Here is an 18,704-nt window from a genome sequence, read left to right as displayed (position 1 = left end):
AGATGGGGTGCTTTTTTTATACAAGAAACTATCTTAAAATGAAAGAGGACTCCACCCGACAGTCAGGGTGGAGGTGAATTTCGTAAGTTTTTTAATTTAGCTTTAATTCGTTTTTATGTTAAAATAAAAGAAATATAACATTGTATTTAAATAAGTTTTAAAAAAAATGAAAATCAACAAGGCGTATAAATTTAGGCTTGAGCCTAATGAAGAGCAAGAGGTTATTTTAAACAATCTTGTTGGTTCTGCGCGTTTTGTTTGGAATCAAATTTTAGTTGTGTCATTTGAAATGTTTGCAAAGAATGAATTTATCAATGCAACCAATTTGGTGAATAAAATCACCAGTCTTAAAAAGAATCCTGAATATGCTTTTTTAGCAAATCATTCTAATGCTGTTTCCCTACAGCAAAAAATTCGTGATCTGGCTTCGGCTTGGACAAGGTTTTTCAATGCAAAAGAACATGCAAGATTAAAAGAAAATAAGCGTAAACCACGCAAGCCCAAATTCCTCAAACTCACTGATGGTTCTGAAATCCAGTTACGCCCACTGATGCCTAGATTTAAGAAAAAATCAGATGGTTACGATTCAATTAGATTGGTGCAATTTGATAAATATTGTCGAATTGAGGGTAATCGAGTTAAGCTGCCAAATGGCATAGGATTTGTGAAATTTAGAAAATCACAAGATATTCTAGGCACAATTAAGAATGTGACAATCAGTAAGAGATCAGGTCATTGGTATATTTCATTTGGCAGTGAAAAAGAGTTATTGGAAAATCCAGTACATCCATCCAAAACCGCAGTTGGTGTTGATTTAGGTGTCAAGAAATTAGTCACAACATCTGAGGGTGAGGTATTTAACCCAAAGAACAGTTTTAAAACCAACCAAATTAAATTAGCTAAACTTCAACGTAAGTTGAGCAAAAAAGTGAAGTTTAGTGAAAATTGGAAAAAGTTGAACACCACAATTAACAAGCTACATTATCATATTGCCAATATTCGGCATGACTACCTACATAAAGTCACGACAACTCTCAGCAAAAACCACGCAATGATCGTAGTTGAGGACTTAAAAGTAGCCAATATGTCGAAGTCAGCAAGTGGCACAATCGAGAAAAAAGGAAAGAATGTCAAAGCCAAGTCGGGCTTAAACAAGGCAATCCTAGATCAAGGTTGGTCAATGCTTGTTGATATGTTGGAGTACAAACAACAATGGCGAGGTGGTTTACTCGTTAAGATTGACCCGAAATACACAAGTCAAACGTGTAGCTCCTGCGGTCATGTTGCAAAAGAAAATAGGCTTACTCAGGCACATTTTGAATGTGTTGCGTGTGGCTTTAGCGAGAATGCGGATATTAACGCTTCTCGTAATATTTTGGCGGTGGGACACACCGTTTTGTCTGTGGAGGGTGGATGCGGTAAAGGTTGCCCGATGAAGCAGAAAGCAAGCGAAATCCGTGAGGAAGTCACCTAAGAGCTGATGCTTTTAGAATCCCCCACTTGAATAAAGTGAAAGTGGTGGGAGTATGTCAAACAATGGCCTTAAAATAAATTGTCCAAGACCGACACTTAAAATCGGTCATCGCCCAGGAAGAGAATAATGAGTAAAGATAATATCCGCGAGCATTCTGCCCCTGTTTATGAAGGTATTGAAAATGCACCGGCGCGTTCCATGATGCGTGCTACCGGTTTTAAAGATGCCGATTTTGAACGGCCATTTATTGGCATCGCTTCGACCTGGGCCAATGTCACGCCTTGTAATATGCATATTGATGGTCTGGCCAGAACCGTAGAGCAGGGCGTGAGTGCGGCGGGTGGCAAGGGCATTATCTTTAATACCATTACCATTTCAGATGGCATTTCCAATGGCACCGACGGCATGAAATATTCCCTGCTGTCACGGGAAGTGATCGCAGATTCGATTGAAACCGTGGTCGGCTGTCAGGCTTATGATGGTGTGATTGCCATTGGTGGCTGTGACAAAAATATGCCCGGCTGCATCATGGGATTGGCGCGCCTCAACCGTCCGGGGCTGTTTATTTATGGCGGAACCATCAAACCGGGTGAAGGTCATACCGACATGATTTCAGTGTTTGAAGCGGTGGGTCAATATGCCAAAGGTGAAATCAACGCGATTCAGGTCAAGCATATTGAAGAGGTTTCCTTGCCAGGTCCGGGTTCGTGTGGCGGTATGTACACGGCCAACTCGATGGCCTCTGCGATTGAAGCTTTAGGCATGAGCCTGCCGGGCTCTTCGGCACAGGAAGCGGTATCGGAAGACAAGCAAATTGACTGTGCCCGGGCCGGTGAAGCGGTGATGAACCTGTTGCGACTGGATATTAAGCCGCGCGACATCATGACCAAAGCCGCCTTTGAAAACTCGATTAAAGTCTTGATTGCGCTGGGTGGTTCGACCAATGGTGTACTGCATCTTTTAGCCATGGCACATACAGCAGGAGTGGAATTGAGTCTGGATGATTTCGTGCGGATTGGTAAAGATATTCCGGTGGTGGCCGACGTGCGTCCATCAGGTAAATATCTGATGTCAGAACTGATTGCGATTGGTGGAATTCAACCACTGATGAAGCGCATGCTGGATGCCGGCATGCTGGATGGCTCATGTCTGACGGTCACAGGTAAGACGCTGGCAGAAAATCTGGCCGATGTGCAGGACTATCCGGAAGGCCAGCAGATTATTCTGCCTTTTGATGCGCCAGTGAAAAAAGACTCACATCTGGTGATTCTAAAAGGCAATCTGTCACCGAAGGGCGCGGTCGCCAAAATTACCGGTAAGGAAGGACTGCATTTTGCTGGCCCGGCTCGCGTGTTTGAAGGTGAGCAGGGTGCCATGCGCGGTATTCTGGATGGCGAAGTCCAGCCGGGTGAAGTGGTGGTGATTCGTGGCGTTGGTCCCAAAGGTGGCCCGGGAATGCCAGAAATGCTGAAACCGACCTCTGCGATTATCGGGAAGGGCTTAGGCGCTTCAGTTGCCCTGATTACCGATGGACGCTTCTCGGGTGGCAGTCACGGTTTTGTGATTGGTCATGTCACCCCCGAAGCTTATGATGGCGGCCCGATTGGTCTGGTACAAAATGGCGACCAGATTTCAATTAATGCGGAAACCCGGGAAATGACCTGGCATGTGGATGAGCCGGAGATTGCAGCACGTCAAGCAGCCTGGATCAAACCAAAACCGAACTATACCCATGGAGCACTGGCCAAATTCGCCAAACTGACCTCAGGTGCAGAAACCGGGGCGGTCACTGACTTGAATCTTGACCTCTAATCCATTGTTAAACATTGAACATTTGTTTATCTTAATCGGGCGTAAGACCCTCACCGACAGTCAGGTGGGGGATACAAGCGAGTGGCGATAGCCATATTAAAGATAATGTTTTCTTGGTTTTATTGCTTATTTTTGCTATAATTCAAACACTACAATTCTTTTATAAACAATGATTTAATGAAGATTTTACAACACTACAAGTTTAGGCTTCTGCCTAACCAAGAACAGGAAATATTGCTTAATCAAGCAATAGGTTCTGCTCGTTTTGTGTGGAATCAAATTCTCGCTAAATCATTTGAAATGTTTGCTAAAGATGAATATATTCGTTACGAAAGCATTGAAAAAAAATTAGTACCCCTTAAAAAAACACCTGAATTTTCTTTTCTTGGTCAAACATATTCAGCTTGCTTACAGCAAAAAATACGTGATCTTGCTCAAGCATGGGGTAAGTTTTACAACAAAAAAGAACAAGCTCGTTTAAAGCAAAACAAGCGGAAACCACGTAAACCCAATTTTTTTAAATTGGCTGATGGTGGTGAGATTGAGCTTAGACCACTCATGCCAAGATTCAAGAAGAAATTAGATGGTGAGCAATCTTTTAGACTTCCATTTGCAGATTGTGAGGTTATTGGTGATCGAGTTTCTTTGCCTAAAAAAACAGGTTGGATAAGATTTAAAAAATCACAAGAAATTGTTGGTAAAATCACAAGTATTACAATTAAGAAAATTTGTGGGCTTTGGTATGTTTCATTTTTTACTAACCGTGAAATCGAACAACCAATTCATCCATCAAAATCTACAATTGGTGTTGATCTTGGTATTAAGAAATTAATTACAATATCAACAGGTCAGGTATTTGACCCAATCAATAGTTTTAAAGCCAATCAAGTAAAGTTGGCTAGGCTTCAACGCAAGTTGAGAAAGAAAACCGAATTTAGTCAAAATTGGAAAAAACTTAATTTAAGGATCAATAAATTACATCATCATATTGCCAATATTCGGCATGACTACTTGCACAAAGTCACGACAACTCTCAGCAAAAACCACGCAATGATCGTAGTTGAGGACTTAAAAGTAGCCAATATGTCGAAGTCAGCCAAAGGCTCAATCGAAGAAAAAGGAAAGAATGTTAAAGCTAAATCAGGCTTAAACAAATCAATCCTAGATCAAGGTTGGTCAATGCTTGTCAATATGTTGGAGTATAAGCAACAATGGCGAGGTGGTTTACTCGTTAAGATTGACCCTAGATATACAAGTCAGACTTGTAGTTCATGCGGTCATGTTGCAAAAGAAAATAGACCTACTCAGGCTAAGTTTGAGTGTGTTAGTTGTGGTTTTAGCGAGAATGCAGATATTAACGCTTCTCGTAACATTTTAGCGGTGGGACATACCGTTTTGTCTGTCGAGGGAAGATGCGGTAAAGATCGCCCTGTGAAGCAGAAAGCAAGTGAAATCCGTGAGGAAGTCACCTAAGAGCTTTTGCTTTTAGAATCCCCCACTTGAGCTAGTCGAAAGTGGCGGGAGTATGTCAAGACTTGATATAAGTTTTTACACCATGCAGGGCTTTGGCTCTGCGATCTTAAAAATAGATTATTCTGTACAGATTCAATTTTTTGAACTGCACACCGTCATCTTTGTCGAGGCCGAACTCATGTCCCTGTTACGCCGTTGGTTTGATCCAATCCGATCGAGTTGGTTTTACCAGAAACCAATCCGTCAAACGGTGTTATCTATTCAAGATGGGCTGAGTATCCATTTAAGACTGGATGATGTGTACAGCTATCTGGCGGTACAGCAGCTGCCCCAGCTCGAAGAAATTTTAAGTCCGCAGCTCAAGCCGCTAAAAGTAATTATTTCCAGTTCGCATGCAGCCCCCCCAAATCAGATGTCTTTTGATGAATGGCAGCACTACACCCTAAATGATGCCAAGATTCTGTCAAAACAGCATCGTTTCAGTTTTCATGATACGCCGGAATTACCGAGCGCTGAGGCCTTAAAACAGGCTGAACTGATTTTGCGGCATACACCTCTGCGTGGACAAGATTTCCTGTATTTGCTGGAAGATGTTTTCCATATGCTCTGGCAAAAACAGACCGGAAAATTACGAACCCTTTATGCCATGGCCAGTCGTCATCATCAGCCACAGGACTTTCCCGAACGTATTTTTGATCAGACCCCGATTCTGGCCAGCTATTTTAATTTAGGCGGTCGCCAGTATCAGGCAGTCGATGACCTGTTGCGTCTGACCCGGCGTCTGGAGCAGCAAAAACTGCTGACCGGTAATCCGATTTTTATGATCGATCACATTGAATGGCGTGAGCATCTGATCAGTGATGCTGAAGAGCTGAACGAGATCCAGTCGATGGATCCGGAACTGGACTTGTATCTCGCGCTGGAAGATCCGATTTCCTGGCTGCTCCTAGCTTACATCAAGGAAGAACTGGCGGATTATTATAATATCCAGCTGAATGTTTATCCCTTGTCCTATCGTGGCCGGGATGAGTTTGACTGGAGTCTGGCCACACGTTTATCCAAACGGACTGACGTAGAATTTACCCCGTTCTGCCGACCGACCGAGCAGGCGATCGCGCCAATGGCACAGTTATTTTATAGCTGTCCCGAGGAGCAGCGGATTGAGGCGATGTACCAGATCTTGCAGGCCGTCTGGACCCGTGGTGAAGACCTGTCTTATGCACCCCATTTCAAGCATTTGCAGCAACAGTTAAATATTGTAGATCTGACCCAGGACGATATTCTGGCCAAGCTGCAGGACAATGATATGCTGTGTGAAATGAAGTCGCAGCCGAATTTTCCGGTACTGGAACTGCGCATAGATGATCAAAGTTATACATTTAATAGCTTATATCGGGTCTGGATGATTGAAAGTATTTTCAGTAATGTGTTAGAAGAAAAGTATAAGAGTAATAATCAAACTGAAAGTGAACTGAAAAAACATGGAAAAGATCAAAGCTGAATCACTAGAACATGCACGTCAACAGATCGATGCCATTGATACAGCTTTAGTTGAGCTGATCGCTGCGCGTCAATTTTATGTTGATCAAACCACCCGTTTCAAAAAAACCGAAACCGATTTGCAGTCACCAGAACGTATGGAACAGATTGTAGAAAATGTTAGGGCATTGGCGCAAAAGCAGGGCCTCGATCAGGAGTTTATTGAACATCTATACCGTGAAATGTTCCAATACTTTATTCAACGTGAACTGAAAGAGTTTCGTCCTTAAACGGGCTCATTTCAGTTCAACTACGCCGGACGATCTTCAAGCTATGCAGGAGATCTTGCTGTAGCCATGGCGATTTTTAAGCACAACATCGCCTTTTTGCAAAAATAATTTATCCATAAAAAGCCCATTCAGCCAAGTGCCTAAAGCCTTGCCTGGACGGGCTTTGCACGGTTTTATAGAAATTATGGTAAAAAAAATAAATTGATTTTATTAAATATTTTTACAATGTAAGTTTGATTTAATTTAAAAAGTATATATATTGTATATACATCTTTTGCAAAGCAGTCTTTATTTTGGAGAGATAAGCAATGAGCGAGAAAATCAAAAAAATAAAGACAGGCAAGAAAGATGGACAACTTTTAATTCGTATTCAGAGTACGGAGCGTGATGAATTTATTCGTCTCTGCGAAGAACTGGATACTAGTGCTGCTCGTGAATTAAGAAAATTTATTCGTGGTTTTGTGAAACAACACAAGCCTAACGAATAGCCTTACTAGGGAGTAATACCATGGCTAAGCAAGTTAAATCTTTAAAGCAAGAAATCAAAGCACGTTTGAAAAAGATTTCAAAACATAAAGGCAAATTGAAGCAACTGAAGCAAGCGCTTAAAAAACAGAAATAAGCCAACGCGAATCAATTGCCAGTCACTTAAAACAGTTCATTCTAGACAGACTGTTTTAGGCTACAAAAAAGACCGAACATATATGTTCGGTCTTTTTGCTTGCAACAGGCTGTGCCCAGTCATCGCTGAATTTTATTTTTTATCGACCAGACTGAAGAACCAGTTTAAGAACAGGGCTGCAAACGTTGCCGTACCAATACCACCTAGATTGAAGCTACCAAAAGTCAGGGCAAAATCACCCGTACCTAAAATAATGGTCACCGCAGCCACCATCAGGTTCTTGTTCTGCGAAAAATCGACCTTGTTCTCAATCCAGATTTTGGCACCAGCAATAGTAATCAAACCAAAGACTATAATCGAAGCACCGGTCAGAATCGCCGTTGGAATAGTATGAATCACCGCACCAAACTTAGGCGATAAACCCAGGAACACAGCAAAGACACCCGCGACTGCAAAGATGATGGTCGAGTAAACCCGTGTCACGGCCATTACACCAATGTTTTCACCATAGGTGGTCATACCCGGCGCACCCACACCACCGGCTAAAGTGGTTGCAATACCATCTGCTACAAAGGCTTTACCAATATGCGGATCCAGGTTTTCACCGGTCATCGCGCCTACGGCTTTAATATGGCCCAGATTTTCTGCCACCAGAATCAAGGCAACTGGTGCGATGATCAGCATGGCATTGACTTCAAAGGTCGGTGCATGGAAGGTCGGTAAACCGAACCAGGCTGCTTGCTGGATTGGCAGGAAATTAATCGCAGTGCCATAACCCATGACATTGCTGAGCATGAAATAGATCAGATAGGCCAGTAACAGACCGACCAATAATAGCAGGCGTTGCAGCAGGCCTTTGGTAAAGACGGCAATCGAGCCCATGCACATCACGGTAACGAGAGACATCCACATATTAAAGGTGTTGCCCATGACGCTTTTAACCGTGACTGGAGCAAGGTTCAGGCCAATGATCATCACCACGGCACCGGTCACTACCGGTGGCATCAGCTTTTCGATCCAGCGGGTGCCCGTCGCCATGACCAGAAAGCCCATCAGCGCATAGAAGATGCCACATGCGATAATCCCGCCTGCTGCAACGCCAATATTCGGATTCAGTCCGCCACCACCCGCATAACCAGTTGCTGCGATGACCACACCAATAAAGGCAAAGCTTGAACCTAGATAACTTGGAACCCGGCCACCGGTGATTAAAAAGAACAGGATGGTACAGATCCCTGACATTAAAATTGCCAGGTTTGGATCAAAGCCCATTAAAAAAGGTGCCAGTACGGTTGCGCCAAACATGGCAAAGGCATGCTGTACACCCAAAACTACCGTTTGTGCGGGTGGCAAATACTCTGCGGTACCTACTGGTCGTGCATCGATACTGCCCTCATACGGGCGCCATTTGGGAAACCAACTGGACATAAAATGAGCACTCAAAAGATAAATTGTGCACATCATACTCCGGTTTTTTGGAAGTTTTAATCACTCCTTTCAACTTTTTGTTCAAGTTAATTCATTGACTTTTATTTATTTTTTATCAATTGGTAAATATTTTTAATATAAAAGTAGCGTTAAATCAGTGGATTAATCATATAGCTATGCTTAAAATTCACTCATAAAGATTTGTTATTTTAGTTATAAAAAATACGATGCAGTGAGTGGTTTTGGCCAATTCATGTACAAAAAAAGCACATCACCAGGATGTGCTTTGAATGCGAGGGCGAAAAATCAGCCGGTATTACGTAAACCGGCTGCAATGCCGGCAATGCTGACCATTAAGGCATGATCGACCGGGGTATTTTCAGCCTGCTGCTGTTCCAGATATAAACGGCGACGTTTCATCAGTTCAGCTTGCAGTAAGTGCAGCGGTAACAAATAGGGTTTACGTACTTTCATCGACTGATCCAGTACACCGTTACTGCTCAGGAGTTTCGATTCGCCTTTTAAGCTCAACAGGGTTTGTACAGCATCCTGCAAACGCTGACGCAGTTCTGTTCCCAGAACTTTAAGATCTTCATCCTGAGTCAAATGCGATTCATAATATAGCGCCACATTGGCATCGGCTTTGGACAGTACCATTTCCAGCATATCAATCAGGGTCTGAAAATACGGCCACTCTGCCAGCATCTCATCCAGTACCGTGCGTTGTCCCTGATCCAGTACCGCATTTAATGCAGCACCGGTACCGAGCCAGGCCGGTAACATCAGGCGAATCTGGGTCCAGGCAAAGACCCAGGGAATCGCTCGCAGTGATTCAATCCCACCACTGACTTTACGTTTCGCCGGCCGTGAACCCAGTGGCAGCATTTGCAGTTCAAGTTCTGGCGTGACGACGGTACGCAGGTATTTCACAAAATGCGGATTTTCCCGGACGGTCTGGCGATAGACCTGCACCGATAGCTCGGTCATTTGATGCATCAAGTCGCGCCATTCCTGTTTGGGTTCAGGTGGCGGGAGTAAGGTCGCTTCCAGTGTTGCAGCGGTATAAATTTCCAGATTCTGCAGGGCGATTTCTTCCAGACCGAATTTGAAACGGATCATTTCGCCCTGTTCAGTCACCCGGATCGCACCTGAAATCGACCCTGGCGGTTGAGAGAAGAGTGCCTGCTGGGTTGGCGCACCGCCACGGCTAATTGAACCGCCACGACCATGGAACAGGGTCAATTGCACGCCATGTTGTTGGGCAACTGCGGTCAGTTCTTCCTGGGCACGATATTGGGCCCAGTTGGCCGACATAAAACCAGCATCCTTGGCAGAATCCGAATAGCCAATCATGACCTCATGTTTGCCCTGAATATGCTGTTTGTACCAGTGCATATTGAACAGGGTCGACATGGTTGCGGCTGCGCCATCCAGATCTTTTAAGGTTTCAAACAGGGGAACCACCCGTAGCGCCTGCTTGATGCCGGCTTCTTTCTGTAGCAATAAAACCGCCAGCACATCACTTGGATATTCCGCCATCGAGATGATATAAGCACCCAGAGATTCGCTCGGTTGCTCGGCTAGCGTACGCATGGTGGCAAACACTTCCTGTACATCCGGATGTTCAATCAGGCTGCCTGCTGGCTCATTCAGATGTTTTGGCAGCAACGGACGTTTGCTTTGCAGCTCTTGCAGTAAAAAGTTTTGCCGTGCCTGTTCAGTCCAGGTTTCAAAATTCCCCAGTCCTAAATATTCGGTAATCGCAGAAATCGCCTGACGGTGACGACCCGATTCCTGGCGGATATCTAGTTTTAGCAGTTCGATCCCAAAACTGTTGACCCGGTAAATAAAGTCCAGCAGGCTGCCATTGGCAATTTCGGCCAGATTGCAGTCCATCAGTGAACGGTAGCAGGTCAGGAGCGGTTGTAAAAGTTCATCTTTACTTTTAATCACCAGACTGTCATCGGCATCATTGCCTTTTAATTTTTCTGCCAGCCAGTGACGGGTGGCTTTCAGGCGGGTACGGGTATCACGTAAATATTCACGATAAGGTTCAGGATGGGGCTGGCCCAAGGCTTCAGAAATTTCCGGACTGCATTGCTGAATGGACAGTTCCCAGCGCAGGTTTTCAATATCGCGTACATAGAGATCGGCTGCTTTCCAGCGCGACAGCCACAGTACTTCCTGAGTGACGGTGTGGGTGACATTGGGGTTGCCATCGCGGTCACCACCCATCCATGAGGCAAAACGTACGGGTGCGACATCTAAGGGCAGGTTCTGGCCACATTGCGCTTGCACCATGCCATTTAGTTCACGGATAAATTTCGGTACTGCATTCCATAAGGTTTGCTCAATGGTGGTAAAACCCCATTTGGCTTCATCGATCGGAGTCGGGCGATGCTGACGGATTTCATCGGTTTGCCAGGCGGAGCTGATCAGCTGTTTCAGATCGGCCAGAACTGCCTGACGTTCACGTGGAGTCAGTTTCTGCTGGTCAAATTTGGACAGGGCATTATTGATACCGTCATATTTTTGAATCAGGGTACGGCGGCTGACTTCTGTGGGATGCGCGGTCAGAACCAGTTCAATTTTCAGTTCACAGATTTGCTGATACAGCGTATCGGCAGAAATCTCCTGCTGTTTAAATTTTTCAAATAAAGGCACCAGAGGATTGGGCGATTCTGCAGTGTCATCAAACTCGCTCTGACGGCGACGACGTACCACATGATATTGTTCGGCAATATTGGCAAAGTTTAAAAAGTGGGTAAAGGCGCGGGTCAGCGGCAGGATTTCTGCATCTTCCAGACTCAAAAATAATTGTTCTAGCTGTTTTTCTGCTTCGACCTGTCCATCACGTGCGCCTTTAGATAAAGCACGAATCTGCTCAATCTGATTAAACAAATCCTGCCCCGCATGTAATTTTAAGGTTTCCCCCAGCAAATTACCCAGTAAGCGTACGTCTTCGCGTAGTGGTGCATCAATCTGTTGAATCATTTTTTATTCCCTCACATGCATGCTTTGACTATACCGCGACTGCATGACAATCCAAGTCCCTTAGAGACAAAAGTTGCAGAGCATTGGCTGCTTTTTTAGCAAATTTTAGGCCACATATGGTTATCGGCGATCAGTCCGAAGGAAAGGAGTTAATCCGGCAGGGCATATTTCAGCATAAACAGTTCAATGGCCTCGTTAATGATCTGTTGCTGTTCTGCGCTTGAAGGGGGAAGGCTGAGACCCAGCAGGATTTTCTGATGACGGGTTCCGGTCAGCAGGGATACGATCAGCTCGGTCTGTTTTTCTGGAAGATCGACCTGAATAAAGCGGTACTGCTGGGCCAGGGCAAAGAAATCATTCCAGACTGCATCCAGTTTGCTATGCGAGGCCTGATAAAACTGTTCGGTCAACGGACTTTGCTGCGAGGCCAGTTCCATCAGCAACAGATCCAGTTTGATCGCTTCAGGTAAATGAAGAATATTTAAAGCGCGCTGACAGGCCTGATAAAACTCCTGCGCAAAGTCACTGCTCGGCTGCAAGAGCTGAGGATGTTCATGCAGAATGGCTTCACAGGTATCCTCAATCGCACAGCTAAACAGGGTGGCCTTGTCCTGAAAATGGTTATACACCGTCAGCTTGGTGACTCTTGCCTCACGTGCAATCTGGTTCATGCTGGAAGCATGATAGCCATGTGCTAAAAATAAGCTTTTGGCCGCGCTGAGTATGCGCTGACGCTTTTCCAGATCCTTGGGTCGTCCTACAGGTATTTGCACAATCTCTTCCAAAAAAAGTCAACACGGTCATTGCTTTGATGATTCAGTTGTAATTAGTGTACCGGGTGGTATATTAATTAAAAAACAAGCAATTCAATATATCAGCATAGTTTGCCCTAAAAAAGACGATCAGATAAGAGCGGATAAGATGAGCAGGATTTACAGCATATTGGCTGGCATGGTGGTGCTTTGCAGCGTGACCTTAACCGGGTGCAGCAAAGATACTGCTGCCGCAGGGCAGGAAGTTCCCTTTGTCATGGTGGCCACACCCACCACTTCACAGCATGAACTAAAAAGTTATGCCGGTGATGTGCAGGCACGACAGCAAACGGCACTGGCATTTCGGGTAGCGGGTCAGGTGACCCAGCGTTTCGTCGATGTGGGTGACCAGGTCAAAGTCGGGCAAGTCCTGGCAACTCTGGATGTCAAAGATGCCCAGCTGCAGCTGAATGCAGCACGTGCCCAGCTGGAAAGTGCACAGTCTGCCAGTAAGATTGCTCAAGACGAACTACAACGTTTCAAGCAGTTATTGCCATCCAATGCCGTGAGCCGCTCACAATATGACGCGATCGAAAACCAGTACAAGACCGCCATGTCAAATCTGAAGCAGGCACAATCCAACTATGATACCGCTAAAAACCAGACTGCTTATAACCAGCTGATTGCCACTAGAAACGGCGTGATCACTGCGCGCAATATTGAAACAGGTCAGGTGGTTGCTGCCGGGCAGGTGGTGTATGAACTGGCAATTGCCGGCGAGCGTGAAGTGGTGATTGGGGTGCCGGAACAGGCTATTTCGGAGATCAAGGTGGGACAGACAGCCACAGTGACATTATGGTCCAAACCTGAAGAAAAATTTGCCGCTTTTGTTCGCGAGATTTCACCGGCAGCGGACCAGTCGCGTACCTTCAGGGTTAAAGTTTCCTTACGTGAAGGCAATGGCCAGATCCAGTTGGGACAAAGTGCCCGGGTATTTTTTCAGCATAGCCGCGATAATATGCTTAGTGTGCCGTTATCCAGTGTCTCGGCAACGGATCAGCAGGCTTATGTCATGGTGGTCCAGCCGGATCATACCTTACGTAAAGTCCCGGTCCAGCTCGGTGCCTATGGCCGGGACAGTGTTCCTGTACTCAGTGGCCTCAAGCCGGAAGACTATGTGGTGATTGGCGGCGTACATCTGCTGCGTAACCAGCAAAAAATCAATCCGATTGATCGTGAAAACCGTCGTGTGACCATTCAGGCAGGGGGTTAAGCATGAACTTTAACCTGTCGGAATGGGCGTTAAAAAATAAAGGTCTGGTGCTGTATTTTATGATCCTGCTGGGTCTGATCGGCATCGTCTCTTATTCCAAACTGTCACAAAGTGAAGATCCGCCTTTTACCTTTAAAGTCATGGTAATCCAGACCTACTGGCCCGGTGCCAGTGCCAAAGAAGTATCCCTACAGGTTACTGACCGGATTGAAAAGGAACTGATGACCACGGGACAGTATGACCGTATCATGGCCTATTCGCGTCCGGGCGAATCCATGGTGACTTTTGTTGCCAAGGATTCCCTGGCTTCGAAAGATGTCGCGGATGTCTGGTATAACGTGCGCAAGAAGGTGGGCGATATCCGGCATGAATTGCCACAAGGGGTACAAGGTCCATTCTTTAATGATGAATTTGGCGATACCTTTGGCAATATTTATGTGCTCAAGGGTAAAGATTTTGACTATGCGACCCTCAAGGAATACGCCGACCGCTTACAGCTGCAACTGCAACGGGTCAAAGATGTTGCCAAAGTTGAGCTGATTGGCCTGCAAGACCAGAAAATCTGGATTGAGATTTCCAACACCAAAGCCATTCAGCTGGGTGTTCCAGTCAGCGCCATTCAGCAGGCCTTACAGCAGCAAAATGCCATGAGCAATGCCGGATTTTTTGAAACCGGTTCAGACCGGATTCAGGTTCGGGTCAGCGGTGCTTTAAGCAGTGTCGAACAATTACAGCAACTGCCACTTCTGGTAAATGGCAAGACCATTCAGCTGGGAGATGTCGCAGAAGTCTATCGAGGCTTTAGTGATCCGGCACAGCCCCGGATGCGCTTTATGGGCGAAAACGGCATTGGTATTGCTGTATCGATGCGTAAGGGTGGGGACATCATTGCCTTGGGTAAAAATCTGGAACAGGAATTCGCCCGCCTGCAAAAAGCCCTGCCACTTGGCATGGAGCTGCAAAAAGTCTCGGACCAGCCGGTGGCGGTCAAACGCAGCATTAACGAATTTATGAAAGTGCTGGCAGAAGCGGTGATTATCGTATTGCTGGTCAGTTTTTTCTCGCTCGGTTTCCGAACCGGTCTGGTGGTAGCTTTCTCGATTCCGCTGGTGCTGGCCATGACCTTTGCCGGTATGCAGCTGTTTGATGTCGGACTGCATAAAATTTCCCTGGGGGCCCTGATTCTGGCCCTCGGTCTTTTGGTTGATGATGCCATTATCGCGATTGAAATGATGGCGATTAAGATGGAGCAGGGTTATAGCCGTTTACAGGCGGCCGGGCATGCCTGGCGCACCACGGCTTTTCCTATGCTGACCGGGACCCTGATTACCGCTGCCGGTTTTCTGCCGATCGCCACTGCAGCTTCGAGTACCGGGGAATATACCCGTTCGATTTTCCAGGTAGTGACCATTGCATTGCTGGTATCTTGGCTGGCCGCGGTACTGTTTGTGCCATATTTAGGCGATAAACTTCTACCGGATTTCAACAAAGATTTAATTCAAAAAGCGCCGTGGTACCAGCGTCTCTGGGCACGTCTGCGCAAACAGCCAGAACCTCAGCCGATTGTGCATCACGCCGGTAAACATTATGACCCCTATCAAACCCGGTTTTATCGGGGTTTTCGCCGTTGGGTCGATGCCTGTGTGACCTATCGTAAAACTGTCATTGCTGCCACGGTCGGAATTTTTATTCTGTCTATTTTAATGTTTAAGCTGGTGCCGCAGCAGTTTTTCCCGCCCTCGAACCGGGCTGAAATTCTGGTGGATCTCAAACTTGAAGAAGGTGCATCACTGAAGGCCACTGAAGCTGCAGTAAAAAAAGTCGAAGCCTTTTTATCAAAACAAGAGGGCATTGATAACTATGTGGCTTATGTTGGGATGGGATCGCCGCGTTTCTATTTACCGCTGGATCAGCAGCTGCCGCAAACCAGTTTTGCCCAGTTTGTGGTGCTGGCATCCTCTTTGGAAGATCGTAACGAAATCCGTCAATCCTTGAGTGACCAGATTCGGCTGTTATTACCGGAAGTCCGTACCCGGGTGTCCCTGCTGGAAAATGGCCCTCCAGTCGGTTATCCATTGCAGTTCCGGGTCTCTGGTGAAGATCTGGGACTGGTTCGTGAATGGGCGCAGAAAGTCGCCGCAACCGTGGGCGAAAATCCGAATACCACCAATGTACATCTAGACTGGGGTGAGCCGAGCAAAGTCATCAAACTGGAGATCGATCAGGATCGTGCCCGTCAGTTGGGCGTGACTAGCAGCGAACTGGCCAATGTGCTGAACAGCTCGATTTTGGGGGCCGGCATTGATCAGTATCGGGAAAAGCGTGAACTGATTGAAATCCGTTTACGTGGTGCGCAGGCTGAACGCGTTGATGTCGCTTCTTTAAGCAGTCTGGCGATACCGACGTCACGTGGTACTTCGGTACCGTTGGCACAGCTTGCCAACATTGAATATAGCTTTGAAGAAGGCTTGATCTGGCATCGGAATCGTTTACCGACCATCACGGTGCGTGCCGATATTCGCACGGCCTTACAGCCGGCCACTGTGGTGAATGAATTACACGATTCACTGCACCAACTTCGAGCTGAGTTGCCGAATGGCTATCTGCTGGAAGTCGGCGGCACGGTCGAAGAATCCGCACGTGGCCAGAACTCGGTCAATGCCGGCATGCCTTTATTCCTGGCGGTGGTGATGACCCTGTTAATGATTCAGCTCAAGAGCATCTCACGGGCCTTTATTGTATTCCTGACCGCACCTTTAGGCATTATCGGGGTGGTGTTATTCCTGTTACTTTTCAATAAACCTTTTGGTTTTGTGGCCATGCTCGGGACGATTGCGCTTTCTGGAATGATCATGCGAAATTCCCTGATTCTGATTGACCAGATCGAGCAGGATATTCAGGCCGGAGAATCCCCATGGGATGCCATTATCAATGCCACAGTCCGCCGTTGTCGCCCGATTGTCTTGACCGCATTGGCCGCTGTTTTAGCCATGATTCCCTTGTCCCGCAGTATTTTTTTCGGGCCGATGGCAGTGGCCATTATGGGTGGTTTAATTGTGGCGACACTTCTGACCCTGTTTTTCCTGCCTGCCTTATATGCACAATGGTTTAAAGTGAAAAAAAGTTTAAATTCTGTTTAAAATTGTCATAATTTCAGGTGCGAAATATTGAAATTTTCAATATAGTAGCAGCTGAGATTTTTATAATTTAAAAAAATAAGTAACTACTGCATTGGCCGAACTGCCAATCCGGTAATGAGGTTAAACCAACATGACTCAAACTACATTAACCAAGATGCGACGTTCCGTAGCGATGGCTTATGTCTTCATGTTTTTGGCCTTATTTACCCTGTTTAGTGGACTTTTTGCCTACTGGTTGGCCCGTAAAGTGACACAAGTCGATTATGCCGAAGTCTGGTTACAGGCGCAGGCCTTGTGGATCATGCGAAATATCGTGATTTATACCATTTTGGCGCTCTTTGCTGCGCTGTGGTTTATTCCGCTGTTTTTCTTTGCCTGGGACAGCCAGTTATGGGTCAAGGCCTGTGTCGTGACCGGGGTGATTTTCAGCTTTATTGCCTTTATTTTCCTGCTCAATGCCTGGTTTAAAGGCCTGCATAAATTCTCTCAAAATAAAGCTGTGTTCTAAAGCATATAATTTTTTTCATATTTCCCCTTGTAAAATCAGGTTTGACCCCAATTTCAGACCTCAGTTGAATATTAAACAAAATTCCGTGAGGAGCATCGCCAGACATGGCTAAACGTGATTATTATGAGGTTTTGGGCGTCGCTAAAACCGCTAGTGATGATGAAATCAAAAAAGCCTACCGTAAGTTGGCGATGAAATATCATCCAGACCGTAACCCGGACAATGCTGAAGCTGAAGAGAAATTCAAAGAAGCAGCAGAGGCCTATGAAGTGCTCTCTGATGGTGAAAAGCGCAGCATGTACGACCGTATGGGCCACCAGGCCTTTGAGGGTGGTATGGGCGGCGGTGGCGGCTTCGGCGGTGGTTTCAGCGCAGAAGACATTTTCAACCAGTTCGGTGATATTTTCGGTGGTGCTTTTGGTGGCGGCGGTGGTCGTGGCCAGCAACGTGCACGCCGTGGTTCGGACTTACGCTATGTGATGGAACTGACTCTGGAAGAAGCGGTCAAAGGCGTCAAGAAAACCATTACCTTTACTGCACCGGCACCGTGTGATGCCTGTGATGGTAAAGGTTCAAAAAATCCAAACGATGTGGAAACCTGCCGTACCTGTCATGGTGCGGGTCAAGTGCGTATGCAGCAAGGTTTCTTCTCGGTACAGCAAACCTGTAGTACCTGTCGCGGTCAGGGCAAGATCATCAAGAACCCATGTAATAAATGTCATGGTTCAGGGGTGTCAGATCGTCAGCAAACCTTGGAAGTCACTATTCCTGCGGGCGTGGACAATGGCGACCGCGTACGCTTGACCGGTAAGGGTGAAGCAATCCGTGATGGTCAGTCAGGTGACTTGTACGTAGAAGTGGTGGTGCGTGAGCACGAAATCTTCCAGCGTGATGGCGCTGATCTGTATATGGATGTGCCGGTATCGATTGCTGATGCAGCCTTAGGTAAGGAAGTTCAGATTCCTACGCTGGATGGTCGTGTTAGCTTGAAAATTCCTGAAGGTACGCAAACGGGTAAATTGTTCCGCTTACGTGGTAAGGGTGTTAAACCGGTACGTACCAGCATGCAAGGTGACTTGCTGTGCCGTATTGTGGTGGAAACTCCAGTGAATTTAAGTGCACGTCAACGTGAACTGTTAAAAGAACTGCAAGAAACCATGGATGGGGAAGACAGCAAGTCCTCACCAAAGAAAAAATCATTCTTTGATCGCTTGTTTGATTAATTGAGTGAAAGTAAAAGAGGACGCTGAGGCGTCCTTTTTTATTATGTAGATAAGATACTCTAGATTAGAAGATGCTATTTATTAGTTGATAGGTATCGCTTAAAAACAGAAACCGCCTAAAAAGCGGTTTCTATTTTTATATTTCATTAGACTTCCTTCATAAATCATTTTTCAATCAATTTAATTGTTTATCTTTCACCCAATCTAAATTGTATATGCCAGCAAGTAAATTAAAC

The 18,704-nt window shown here is 45.9% G+C and carries 13 protein-coding genes; 10 read left to right on the top strand and 3 right to left on the bottom strand.

The window, feature by feature from the left end; all coding sequences use genetic code 11:
• The first annotated feature begins 166 nt into the window (after positions 1–166).
• The 6 genes from NI469_RS11245 (at position 167) to NI469_RS11220 (ending at position 7,016) form a co-directional block, all read left to right on the top strand.
• Positions 167–1,474: an RNA-guided endonuclease InsQ/TnpB family protein gene (locus tag NI469_RS11245; RefSeq protein WP_004647689.1), complete on the top strand. Its 1,308-nt coding sequence runs from the start codon at positions 167–169 to the stop codon at positions 1,472–1,474.
• A 126-nt stretch (positions 1,475–1,600) separates the two neighbouring features.
• Positions 1,601–3,286 (top strand): dihydroxy-acid dehydratase, encoded by a 1,686-nt coding sequence (ilvD, locus tag NI469_RS11240; protein ID WP_004647688.1) that lies wholly within the window; start codon positions 1,601–1,603, stop codon positions 3,284–3,286.
• 177 nt (positions 3,287–3,463) lie between these two features.
• Positions 3,464–4,759, top strand: a complete 1,296-nt coding sequence (locus NI469_RS11235; protein ID WP_004647687.1) for an RNA-guided endonuclease InsQ/TnpB family protein — start codon at positions 3,464–3,466, stop codon at positions 4,757–4,759.
• Between the two features lie 178 nt (positions 4,760–4,937).
• Positions 4,938–6,260, top strand: a complete 1,323-nt coding sequence (locus tag NI469_RS11230; protein WP_026055738.1) for a hypothetical protein — start codon at positions 4,938–4,940, stop codon at positions 6,258–6,260.
• Positions 6,241–6,528, top strand: coding sequence for a chorismate mutase (locus NI469_RS11225; protein WP_004647685.1), 288 nt, complete (start codon positions 6,241–6,243; stop codon positions 6,526–6,528). The genes NI469_RS11230 and NI469_RS11225 overlap by 20 nt, the downstream gene beginning before the upstream one ends.
• 308 nt (positions 6,529–6,836) lie before the next feature.
• On the top strand, positions 6,837–7,016 hold the full coding sequence (locus NI469_RS11220; RefSeq protein ID WP_004647684.1) for a hypothetical protein: 180 nt from the start codon (positions 6,837–6,839) through the stop codon (positions 7,014–7,016).
• A gap of 266 nt (positions 7,017–7,282) precedes the next feature.
• Here the strand turns inward: NI469_RS11220 and NI469_RS11215 are convergent, their stop codons facing one another.
• From NI469_RS11215 to NI469_RS11205, 3 genes are all read right to left on the bottom strand, one after another.
• The gene (locus tag NI469_RS11215; RefSeq protein WP_004647682.1) at positions 7,283–8,578 is read right to left on the bottom strand and encodes a solute carrier family 23 protein; all 1,296 of its coding nucleotides are present in this window, start codon (positions 8,576–8,578) and stop codon (positions 7,283–7,285) included.
• 306 nt (positions 8,579–8,884) lie between these two features.
• Positions 8,885–11,572, bottom strand: coding sequence for a phosphoenolpyruvate carboxylase (ppc, locus tag NI469_RS11210; RefSeq protein WP_253175212.1), 2,688 nt, complete (start codon positions 11,570–11,572; stop codon positions 8,885–8,887).
• Positions 11,573–11,721: 149 nt separating this feature from the next.
• Positions 11,722–12,345 carry a TetR/AcrR family transcriptional regulator gene (locus tag NI469_RS11205; protein WP_004647680.1) on the bottom strand — a complete coding sequence of 208 codons (624 nt, stop codon included), beginning with the start codon at positions 12,343–12,345 and terminating at the stop codon, positions 11,722–11,724.
• A 148-nt stretch (positions 12,346–12,493) separates the two neighbouring features.
• Between NI469_RS11205 and NI469_RS11200 the strand changes: the two genes are divergently transcribed.
• The 4 genes from NI469_RS11200 to dnaJ all read left to right on the top strand — a co-directional run bounded on the left by NI469_RS11200 (position 12,494) and on the right by dnaJ (position 18,468).
• Positions 12,494–13,597, top strand: a complete 1,104-nt coding sequence (locus NI469_RS11200; protein WP_004280850.1) for an efflux RND transporter periplasmic adaptor subunit — start codon at positions 12,494–12,496, stop codon at positions 13,595–13,597.
• A gap of 2 nt (positions 13,598–13,599) precedes the next feature.
• Complete coding sequence (locus tag NI469_RS11195) at positions 13,600–16,737, top strand: efflux RND transporter permease subunit (protein WP_004280852.1); 3,138 nt, start codon at positions 13,600–13,602, stop codon at positions 16,735–16,737.
• A 130-nt stretch (positions 16,738–16,867) separates the two neighbouring features.
• A complete protein-coding gene (locus tag NI469_RS11190; protein WP_004280853.1) occupies positions 16,868–17,245 on the top strand; it encodes a hypothetical protein in 378 nt (125 codons plus the stop codon).
• Positions 17,246–17,349: 104 nt separating this feature from the next.
• A complete protein-coding gene (gene dnaJ, locus NI469_RS11185) occupies positions 17,350–18,468 on the top strand; it encodes a molecular chaperone DnaJ (protein WP_004280855.1) in 1,119 nt (372 codons plus the stop codon).
• The last annotated feature ends 236 nt before the right edge of the window (positions 18,469–18,704 follow it).

This window comes from Acinetobacter lwoffii, from assembly GCF_024129735.1.
Taxonomy (GTDB): domain Bacteria; phylum Pseudomonadota; class Gammaproteobacteria; order Pseudomonadales; family Moraxellaceae; genus Acinetobacter; species Acinetobacter lwoffii_H.
The sequence above is the reverse complement of the archived record's forward strand: the minus strand, read 5'-3'. Positions and strand labels throughout refer to the sequence as shown.

Bases quoted from the DNA above. Each gene is read 5' to 3' on its own strand.
- NI469_RS11245 (WP_004647689.1), top strand. From the start codon at position 167: ATGAAAATCAACAAGGCGTATAAATTTAGGCTTGAGCCTAATGAAGAG.
- ilvD (WP_004647688.1), top strand. From the start codon at position 1,601: ATGAGTAAAGATAATATCCGCGAGCATTCTGCCCCTGTTTATGAAGGT.
- NI469_RS11235 (WP_004647687.1), top strand. From the start codon at position 3,464: ATGAAGATTTTACAACACTACAAGTTTAGGCTTCTGCCTAACCAAGAA.
- NI469_RS11230 (WP_026055738.1), top strand. From the start codon at position 4,938: ATGTCCCTGTTACGCCGTTGGTTTGATCCAATCCGATCGAGTTGGTTT.
- NI469_RS11225 (WP_004647685.1), top strand. From the start codon at position 6,241: ATGGAAAAGATCAAAGCTGAATCACTAGAACATGCACGTCAACAGATC.
- NI469_RS11220 (WP_004647684.1), top strand. From the start codon at position 6,837: ATGAGCGAGAAAATCAAAAAAATAAAGACAGGCAAGAAAGATGGACAA.
- NI469_RS11215 (WP_004647682.1), bottom strand. From the start codon at position 8,578: ATGTCCAGTTGGTTTCCCAAATGGCGCCCGTATGAGGGCAGTATCGAT.
- ppc (WP_253175212.1), bottom strand. From the start codon at position 11,572: ATGATTCAACAGATTGATGCACCACTACGCGAAGACGTACGCTTACTG.
- NI469_RS11200 (WP_004280850.1), top strand. From the start codon at position 12,494: ATGAGCAGGATTTACAGCATATTGGCTGGCATGGTGGTGCTTTGCAGC.
- NI469_RS11195 (WP_004280852.1), top strand. From the start codon at position 13,600: ATGAACTTTAACCTGTCGGAATGGGCGTTAAAAAATAAAGGTCTGGTG.
- NI469_RS11190 (WP_004280853.1), top strand. From the start codon at position 16,868: ATGACTCAAACTACATTAACCAAGATGCGACGTTCCGTAGCGATGGCT.
- dnaJ (WP_004280855.1), top strand. From the start codon at position 17,350: ATGGCTAAACGTGATTATTATGAGGTTTTGGGCGTCGCTAAAACCGCT.